This window comes from Commensalibacter sp. A3DC (genome assembly GCF_047307945.1).
Taxonomy (GTDB): Bacteria; Pseudomonadota; Alphaproteobacteria; order Acetobacterales; family Acetobacteraceae; genus Commensalibacter; species Commensalibacter melissae.
Genome location: NZ_JAXOQA010000065.1, coordinates 1 through 9,497, shown reverse-complemented (window position 1 = coordinate 9,497; position 9,497 = coordinate 1). Strand labels below are relative to the sequence as shown.

Genomic DNA, 9,497 nt, shown 5'->3' with positions numbered 1-9,497 from the left:
ACACCAAAAGGGAATATCAATCTAGCAATACGTTAAATAATTATTATCGTAAGATTATATAGATATTTAAAAAAGTACTAGAAGATTTGCTTCAAAAATAATTGAAAATATTTTCAATACGAAATTATCTGTTTTGTTTAAACAAAATCTTTTTTCGCATTATAATATAGACATAGTTTTTTCATATTGTGAAATGGAAAAATATTAGATTACTGAAAATAATTTTTGTAATAGATCCATATAATATTTTGGTAAAATTATGCAAAAAAAAATTATAAAGCCTAAAAGACCTTTTATAATCAAAATGGGGAAAAAACTTCGTCCTTATTTTAATAAAGTGCTTTCCCGTTATTCAGAAATTCCGGATCAACCCGTATATGATATTTCGGTTCTACCATGGATATCTGTAATTGAAGCTAATGCAGATATAATTCGTAAAGAATGGGAACAGCTTGTTCAGAAGTATCAAAATGAATCTGTTAACGCACCCTCACTGCGAGATATATCTCCTGACCATGCTAGAATTGCCGCGGATAAACGTTGGAAATCCTTTTTTTTGCAGGGTTACGGGTTACGGGTGATGGAAAACTGTAAGTTAATGCCTAAAACAGCAGCTTTGATAGATAAGATTCCGAATTTAAATTCAGCGTTTTTTTCTATTCTTGAACCGGGTGCCGTTATCCCCCCGCATTATGGTGTGACCAAAGGTTTGCTTACGTGTCATCTTGGGGTCGCTGTGCCGATAGATCAAAAAAAATGCTGGATTGATGTTGATACGCAACGTTTATACTGGGTCCAGGATAAATGCATTCTTTTCGATGATACCTATAGGCATAGTGTTGAAAATGATACGAATCAAACTCGGGTTGTTTTATTATTTCAGGTTTTAAGACCGGAAAGAGGATTTGGTAAGGTTGTTCAAGATCTGTTTATGATGGCGATCCGTCGTTCTGCCTTTGTTAAAGAAGCCTATGATAATTTTATGAAAATCAATAAACAACAAATATTACATTAGTTATTGATTGAGGTATTTGATTTTTTATTAATGTTTAATGTTTTAATCAATGAATTGGGGTTGCAGAAAGGATTATTGAATAATAAGTGAATTGTTATAATTTTTAATTAGGTTATAAATAATTACTGTAAATATTCTGGAGAAAGTGTAGATTTGTGAGAATCGGTTTTTTAGACTGTTTTGCTGGTATGAGTAGCAGCCGATTTATAGGGGCTTTGGCAAGTGCCGGTGTTCCTGAACAAATTTTACAAGATGCAGTTGACGCCCTTGATATAGGCGCACGTCTAGAATTAATGCATGTCAAGCGAAGCAATATTGCAACGATCAAAGCCTATATTAGTTTTGACATTTCAGAAAATGGCTTGAATTTTTCTCATGATTTCTTGCGTTCTTTTCAAGATGAAAAAGTCAATAATAAACAGTTGCTGGGAACAATTCAGGCCTTGATTTCCAATGCGTCCCTACCTGTAAAAGCGAAAAAGCTTATTTTGGAAACTTTTCAGAATTTGGCTGAAGCACAAGCCAAAATCTCAGGTCTGCCAATCGAAGAAATCAGTTTTCATGAGATTAAAGCGCTGAACACGATTGTTGGAGTAACAGTTTGTTGCGTTGCATGTGTCTGGCTGAAGATAGATCAATGGTATGTTTCCCCCTTGAATGTAGGATCGGGAATCAAAAAAGATTCCAAGGGATTTTTACCTATTCCAACCCCTGTAACGCTTGAGCTTTTGGGAAATGAGGTTCTTATTTATGCCTCGGGTCCACAAAAGGAATTGTTAACCCCAACCTGTGCCGCATTGTTGAAAGCGTTAAAGACCAGTTATCAGCCTTGCCCTCCAATCTTGATTTCTCGTATAGGGTATGGAGGGGGAAGAATGGAATATGATAATCTTCCAAATTTTTTAAGACTATGTGTGGGAACCACAACAAAAGGAAAAAATACACAATCAGTTATTGGGGAAATTGTTATTGTAGAGGCAGAATTTGCCAAATCATCGCAAGATGCATTAATTGAATTACAAACCCATCTTTATGCGAATGGGGCAAAATTTGTCTATACTGTGCCAATTTATTCAGTCTTTAATCAAATGACCGATAAGGTTGTTATTTTCTGTCTCCCGGAACATGCTGATGAGATGCGTCGTTTCTTATTTCAAAGATTAAAAACGGCATATGTGCATTGGCGTATTGAGAAATATGAAAATTTGATTCATTATGATGAAAACGTTAATACCCCATGGGGAAAAATAAAAGTTATTGTGGGACAACTGTTAAACAATCAAATTGTTTCAGTTGTTCCTGATAAAACAACATGCCGCTCTATTGCCAAAGCACATGATTTATCAACAGTTGAAATTGAGGAAACGGTTAAACGGTTGTTTTTTTCCGGGAAAAGTTGATTGAAATTATGAATAAAGATTTAAAAAACGTATAAAAATCTGTATAAGAAAACCTATTATTATTGTAATATTTCCGTTTTATTGATGTACAAAAGGCAAAATGCGAATAGGAATAAATTCACAAGCTGCCTTAATAATCATTGGAGAGGCTACATGACGAAGAATTTAATTGCTTCATTCTCTTTTTCCCGTTCTTTGGTAATGGTCAGTGCTTTAAGTCTGGGGCTTGTAGCTTGTTCCAGTCATAAAAAAGAACGGGATCTGATTTTGCCCGAAAACCATCTTGTTGGTGTGGATCGTTCAGCCACAGGTGGGGATGATAGTCTGGCAGGTGGTGTTAACGCTTATTTATGGCGTGCGGCATTGGATACGTTGGCTTTTATGCCCATGCTTTCAGCTGATGCTGTGGGGGGAAGCATTATAACGGATTGGTATCAGCCTGTTCCATCCAATCCTGAAAGATTTCAAGTTGTTTGCACTGTACTTGACCGACGGTTGAGATCGGATTCGATCAGTGTTGTTGTTCATCGTCAGATAAAGGAAAACGGACAGTGGGTCGATGCGCCTGTAACCTCTCATACAGCTTCAGATCTTACCAGTAAAATTCAGGTGCGCGCACGTCAGTTGCGTGCTGATAAACTTAAGTAAATTTAATATATTTGATAGACTAACATGAATAATTCCACTCCATCATCGTATGATTTTCAACGTGTAGAATTTTATTGGCAACAGCAATGGGCAAAACGTCATTTGTTTGATGTACCCAATGTACCTAATTCTGAATTGCCAAAATATTATGTCTTGGAAATGTTTCCATATCCATCCGGACAGTTGCATATGGGGCATGTAAGAAATTATACATTGGGGGATGTTGTCGCTCGATACAAGCGGGCAAGGGGCTATAGCGTATTACATCCTATGGGATGGGATGCTTTTGGTCTTCCAGCTGAAAATGCTGCCAAAAGCCATGGTGTTTCTCCTGTTAAATGGACTATGGAAAATATTGCCGCCATGCGGGAAGAACTCAAAAGATTGGGCTTCTCCCTAAACTGGGACAGAGAATTTGCTACGTGTCAGCCCGAATATTATGGTCAGCAACAAAAATTGTTTTTAAGCTTGCTGGAAGAAGGCCTGGTTGAGCGTCGCGAAAGTTGGGTGAATTGGGATCCTGTTGATCAAACTGTGTTGGCTAACGAACAGGTAATTGATGGCAAGGGATGGCGTTCTGGAGCTCCAATTGTAAAAAAACAGCTTTTCCAGTGGTTTTTGAAAATTACGGATTTTGCACAGCCTTTATTAGATGGATTGAATACACTAAATGACTGGCCTGATCGTGTGAAAGCGATGCAAGAGCGGTGGCTGGGAAGATCCGAAGGGGCAAAAGTGCGTTTTGAGGTTCTGAATTTGCCAGCAGATTTTGAATCTAGTTTGAACGTTTTGGAAATATTTACAACCCGTCCGGATACCCTGTTTGGTATGGCATTCGTTGCTATTTCACCTGATCACCCGATGGCGGCTAAATTGGCAAAGACAAATCGCGAAGTGGCTGATTTCATAGCCGAATGTCATCAGTTGGGCACTTCAGAAGAGGCGATTGAGAAAGCTGAAAAAAGAGGAATCGATACTGGCCTGAAAATTCGGCACCCTTTTATGCCTGATCAGGAATTTCCAATCTGGATTGCCAATTTCGTATTGATGGACTATGGAACGGGTGCAATATTTGCCTGTCCCTGTGGTGATCAGCGGGATTTGGATTTTGCACGCAAATATAAAATTGATTTCAAGACAGTTGTTGTTCCGAAAGGAGAAACCTCTGAAACTTTTAAGGTTACCGAGACTGCATATACAGATCAGGGAATTGCTGTAAATTCTGAATTCTTGGATGGATTGCCAACAGTCAAAGCCAAGGATGTGGCAATAGCGGAATTGGAAAAATTGGGCATTGGTGAAAAAGTGGTGAACTGGCGTTTAAGGGATTGGGGCATTTCCCGTCAGCGTTATTGGGGCTGTCCAATACCTGTTATTCATTGTCCAAAATGCGGAATAGTCCCTGTTCCAGAAGGCCAGTTGCCGGTTCAGTTACCAGAGGATGTTGATTTCTCTTTATCCGGAAATCCGTTGGATAATCATCCAAGCTGGAAACATGTTGAATGTCCCCATTGTCATGGAGCTGCCCAGAGAGAAACCGATACATGCGATACATTTGTAGATAGTTCCTGGTATTTTGCACGATTTACAGCACCTCATGCCGAAACCCCGACAGAAAAGGAGGCTGTTCATCGTTGGATGCCGGTAGATCAGTATATTGGCGGAATTGAGCATGCGATATTACATTTGCTATATGCGCGTTTCTTTACACGAGCCATGAAACAAATGGGATATGTGAGTGTTGATGAGCCTTTTAAAGCTTTATTTACTCAGGGTATGGTGATGCATGAAAGTTATCAAGATGCACAAGGCGAGTGGATTTTTCCTGACCAAGTAAAAAAAACAGGGAATAAAGCTGTTTTACGTGATACCGGCGAAACTGTTAAGATTGGTCGTGTTGAAAAAATGTCAAAGTCCAAGAAAAACACGATTCCACCATCTGCAATTATTGAACGTTTTGGTGCTGATACGGCACGTTGGTTCATATTGTCAGATAATCCTCCCGAAAGGGACATGGAATGGACAGAGGAAGGGGTAATGGCCACTTCCCGTTACCTGCAACGTTTATACCGTTTGGTTTTAACGGTATCACAACAGGTTCCAGTGCTGGTTGTTTTACCTGATACATTTTCGGAAAATGCGGATCAATTGCGACGCTTGACCCACCGCACCATTGTTGCGGTAACAGAATCATTGGATAATTTTGCAATGAATGTTGCGATTGCAAGATTGCGCGAATTAACCAATGCTTTGGCTGATGCAGAAAAAAAATCGGGTGATCCGGGAATGGATTTTGCTCGTCGTGAAGCTGCCATGATGTTAAGTCGACTTTCCAGTCCGTTAATTCCGCATATGGCGGAAGAAATGATGTCTCATCTTTTTGAGGATCACAAATTGTTGGCTGAAAGTGAATGGCCTAAAGCAGATGAAGCTTTGTTAACCGCGACAAAAGTGGTTATTGCTGTGCAAATAAAGGGCAAGTTACGGGGAACGATTGAGGTTGCTCCGGATATGGAAAAAGAAAAGATAATCCAATTGGCACAGCGGGAGAAAACAGTTTCTAAATTTTTGGAAGGAAAAACGGTTTTAAAGACAATTTATGTGCCTAATAAAATCGTTAATTTTGTGGTAAACTGATGAAATCATTAACTATATTCCTTAAAAAATCCAGTGTTCCCTTGGGGTTTGCAATTTTATTGGCAGGATGTGGTTTTCATCCTGTCTATAAAAAAACGGCTACATTGGATACCAATAAGGAATTGAAAAAAGTTTATATTCCTGTTTTGAATGATCGTTTTGGTCAGCAAATTCGGCAGTTTTTACAACAGAATATGGCAGGGGATGGGCCTGAAGATCCAAAAACATATGAGTTGGATGTAACCCCGTCTTTAAGTGAAGAAGCGATTGATATTCATTATGACAATTCTTCGGGTCGGGCAAGAATGACCGGGAATGCGCATTGGATATTGAAAACCATATCTGTTAATCCAGTCATTTTGGCACAGGGTGATGCGCAGACAATGGATGGTTATAATATTACTTTTGAACAATATTTTGCTCAGACGTTGAATGACGAAACCGCGCAAACTCGTGTTGCTCAGAATTTGGCGAATGAAGTTACACAACAAGTTGCTGTCTGGTTCAGGCATAATGATTCTTTTCAAGAAACAAGTAAAGTTCCAAATACACCCAAGGCGCAGTATATGTTACCAAGCATGATGCCTGGAACAAGCGGAGCACAGACTCAATCAGCGGGAAGTGATGGAATGCCAGCAATGGCTACCGGTCGAAATACCATGATTCCTGTTGGAATGGATAACATGACAGAAGATGAAATGCCTTCAGATAAGTAATGGATAAAAGATGAAATAAGGGTATCAATATTTCATGAAAATCGATGCACGAAAAATTACAAGTATTTTTCAAGATATCAATCAATTTCGTGTATATCTGATTTATGGAGAAAATACAGGATTGGTACGAGAACGTGCCAGCCGCTTGGTAAAAAAAATTGCCAATAGTTTGAACGATCCTTTTCTTGTCGCTGTTTTGGATAAGGAAAATCATGACCGTTTGGTTGAAGAGGCGACAGCCTTATCTTTGATGGGTGGGCAACGTGCTGTATGGGTAAGAGATGCATCGGATAATTTAGCTAAAAAACTTGAAATTTTTTGCGCTTCTTATTTGAACAAAGAAAATTCATCCCATTTGGATTCAGTGATTGTTATTGAAGCGGGCAGTCTTTCCACTCGTTCTCCCTTACGGATCTTGGCCGAAAAACATCCATTAATGGCGGCAATTGCGTGTTATGCAGAGACTGGACGCTCACTGGAAGAAACTGTTCATTCACTATTGGGGAAAAAGAAGATTTCCCCGGATGCATTCCGATATTTATTGGCAATGTTAGGTGGAGATCGAATTCTTATTCGTAATGAGATAGAAAAATTATTACTTTTTGTTGGAGATGAGGCAGAAATTACAATTGAAGCTGTTGAACAGGTCTTGGGGGATAGTAATGAATATTCTATAGAGGATATTTTATATGCGGTTATGACAGGGCAAACAATTGTTGCAGATCGTACGTTAAATCGGGGACTTAAGGAAGGGATTACCTTAATTGCGCTTATTCGTGGACTTTTATATTTAAATGATCGTATGATGCAGGTTAGAATCATGATGGAAGAAGATGGATTGTCCCTGAAATCTGCAATGGGAAGATTAAATCCACCAATTTTTTTCAAGCGTGCCAATGATTTTCAAAGGGCAATGACCTATTGGAATAAAGAACGATTATTGGATCTTGCCAGACAAGTTCAGTATCTGGAACTTTTAAGCAAGCAAACTGCTGTGCCGGGTGAAACATTATGTCGACAGTTTATGTTGATGATTGCCCAGATGGTTAAGGACAAAAAAATGGTAATGAATTTAAAGGAACTCTTTTCAAATTTATAAAGACAGGGTAAAAGAGGCATAGTGTCTGCGTAGCTCAGCAGGATAGAGCACAGGATTCCTAAATATTGGGCATCTTATTTGGAAACAGTAAGGTGAATCCACTCTAATTCGGGGAACGCTTCGATCAAGAACGATCATGCCAATCCCGAGCCAAGTCTGTTTTGAATTTAACAGAAAGGTGTAGAGACTGTACGGGTGGTACCTACGGAAATATTTCTATGGTAAAGAGACAGTCCAGCTTACAAACATTGATTGTCAATTTCACAATCAATGGCGATGAAAATCGTGGTGAGATGAATCCTGGGGCCGTGGGTTCGAATCCCGCCGCGGACACCATTTGAATATGCCAGATGTTGCCAATTCCTGACAAATCCCTTGTTTTTCCTAAAAAAATCCATATTTATCTATCATATTCTTGCCAGTTCATGACAGATTATGCGATAAAAAGTGGGTACAAATTATCTTAACCGATTCAGAACGTTCAGTTGGATAGAATGGGAATTTATATCCTTGAATATTTTTTGGTTAAATAAAATTGGCAAGATTAGTTTAGTGATAATAATTATTTGATTGCCTAATGACAGCTGGTTATTATATTTTTAAAGGAATTTGTTCTTATCTGGATCAAAAAAGATTTTCTTAATATTTAAATGGAATTAACGTATAATGTAATAGTTTGAAATCAATAAATTTATATTATGCTGCTAAATTACAGAACGTTTTTAATAATCTTATTTTTTTACATAACTATAATAATAGCTATCGTTTTTTTGGGTAGTCGCAAAAAGATTGACAATGCTGATTTACTTGTGGTTTTTGGTACCAAAATTAATGAGGATGGTACGCCAAGTTCTGGATTGAAAGCACGTTTAGATGAGACGGTGTTTGTATATCGTAAACATGTCGCCCCTTTAATTTTTGTTAGCGGGGGATTGGGAAAAGAAGGATATAATGAGGCTAAGGTTATGGCCGATTACTTACTTACCCAGAATATACCCCGTGAAGCGGTTATTCTTGATGAAAAAGGGGTTAATACAAGAGCAACTGTCAGAAATGTGTCTGAATTATGCACCAAGCAACATTTTAAATCAGTTATTGCAATATCTCAGTATTATCATCTACCCAGAATACAACTGGCTTTTAAACAGGCTGGCATGCCATTGAAAGGTCAATCTGCTCCGCGTTATAATTCATGGCGGGATATTTTTTCTTTGAATAGAGAGATAGTAGCCTATTTGTTTTACTGGTTAAAATTAAAATAATTTTTGAAAATTGCGGGTAGGCAATAATGATCATCTGAAAATTTTTATAATAATTGCATTACATTTCTTCCAAACCGTTTTCGGAAGAGAAAAATTACAATAGAGCTTGTATTGCCTTACCGTCCATGATAGCGCATCCTCGTGAATTAACTCTCCAATAGTGTAAATCATTAATCCATTTTCATAGCCAATAAAAATGCAGACATCATGTTCTTTTACTGTTTTCCGTGGATGAACAACAATTACATCGCCAACACGGAATAGGGGATACATAGCATGATTGCCTATTATAATTCCAAATGCATCTTTTTCAAGGTTAACCAGATGGGGTCGTGGAATATATTCTACAGGTGTATTTGTAATTAAGAAATAATTGTCAAGTTCCTTGATGGTGGCGAATATAGGAATGTCACTGTTTATTTTTTTCAAATAATTTGATGTCGGTTTATGTTCATTTATGACATCATGAATATTTACCGTATTTATATCGCTATTGATATTTTCCTTGTGATTGTTGGAATGGGTCAATTCAAAGGCTCTTTTATTTTGATCTTTGTTAAGATCAGGATCCAGGTCAGCTATATTTACGCCCAATGCGCTGGCGATATATGGCAGATATTTGCTGCGTTTAATTCTGCCTTTTTCAATACTGTTAATTGTTTGCTGTTTACATCCTACAATATCAGCTAGGTTTTCTTGTGTATAGCTGTTTTTCAAACG

Annotated in this window: 9 protein-coding genes; 8 read left to right on the top strand and 1 reads right to left on the bottom strand. The window is 38.0% G+C overall.

Going from position 1 to position 9,497, the window contains the following annotated elements:
* Window positions 1–259 precede the first annotated feature (259 nt).
* The 8 genes from U0839_RS07545 to U0839_RS07510 all read left to right on the top strand — a co-directional run bounded on the left by U0839_RS07545 (window position 260) and on the right by U0839_RS07510 (window position 8,777).
* Window positions 260–1,015 (top strand): aspartyl/asparaginyl beta-hydroxylase domain-containing protein, encoded by a 756-nt coding sequence (locus tag U0839_RS07545; protein ID WP_110439389.1) that lies wholly within the window; start codon window positions 260–262, stop codon window positions 1,013–1,015.
* A gap of 155 nt (window positions 1,016–1,170) precedes the next feature.
* Window positions 1,171–2,415 (top strand): LarC family nickel insertion protein, encoded by a 1,245-nt coding sequence (locus U0839_RS07540; RefSeq protein ID WP_110439390.1) that lies wholly within the window; start codon window positions 1,171–1,173, stop codon window positions 2,413–2,415.
* A 153-nt stretch (window positions 2,416–2,568) separates the two neighbouring features.
* The gene (locus U0839_RS07535) at window positions 2,569–3,063 is read left to right on the top strand and encodes a DUF3576 domain-containing protein (RefSeq protein WP_110439391.1); all 495 of its coding nucleotides are present in this window, start codon (window positions 2,569–2,571) and stop codon (window positions 3,061–3,063) included.
* 24 nt (window positions 3,064–3,087) lie between these two features.
* The gene (gene leuS / locus U0839_RS07530) at window positions 3,088–5,700 is read left to right on the top strand and encodes a leucine--tRNA ligase (RefSeq protein WP_413550400.1); all 2,613 of its coding nucleotides are present in this window, start codon (window positions 3,088–3,090) and stop codon (window positions 5,698–5,700) included.
* Window positions 5,700–6,416, top strand: coding sequence for a hypothetical protein (locus U0839_RS07525; RefSeq protein ID WP_155566358.1), 717 nt, complete (start codon window positions 5,700–5,702; stop codon window positions 6,414–6,416). The genes leuS and U0839_RS07525 overlap by 1 nt, the downstream gene beginning before the upstream one ends.
* 34 nt (window positions 6,417–6,450) lie before the next feature.
* Window positions 6,451–7,515, top strand: a complete 1,065-nt coding sequence (holA, locus tag U0839_RS07520) for a DNA polymerase III subunit delta (protein WP_413550399.1) — start codon at window positions 6,451–6,453, stop codon at window positions 7,513–7,515.
* Between the two features lie 218 nt (window positions 7,516–7,733).
* On the top strand, window positions 7,734–7,856 hold the full coding sequence (locus tag U0839_RS07515; RefSeq protein ID WP_255412383.1) for a hypothetical protein: 123 nt from the start codon (window positions 7,734–7,736) through the stop codon (window positions 7,854–7,856).
* A gap of 429 nt (window positions 7,857–8,285) precedes the next feature.
* Window positions 8,286–8,777, top strand: a complete 492-nt coding sequence (locus U0839_RS07510) for a YdcF family protein (protein WP_413550398.1) — start codon at window positions 8,286–8,288, stop codon at window positions 8,775–8,777.
* A 30-nt stretch (window positions 8,778–8,807) separates the two neighbouring features.
* On the opposite strand, the gene U0839_RS07505 is transcribed toward U0839_RS07510, so the two are convergent.
* Window positions 8,808–9,497: helix-turn-helix domain-containing protein (locus U0839_RS07505; protein ID WP_413550397.1), on the bottom strand; the 690-nt coding region annotated here is incomplete at its 5' end.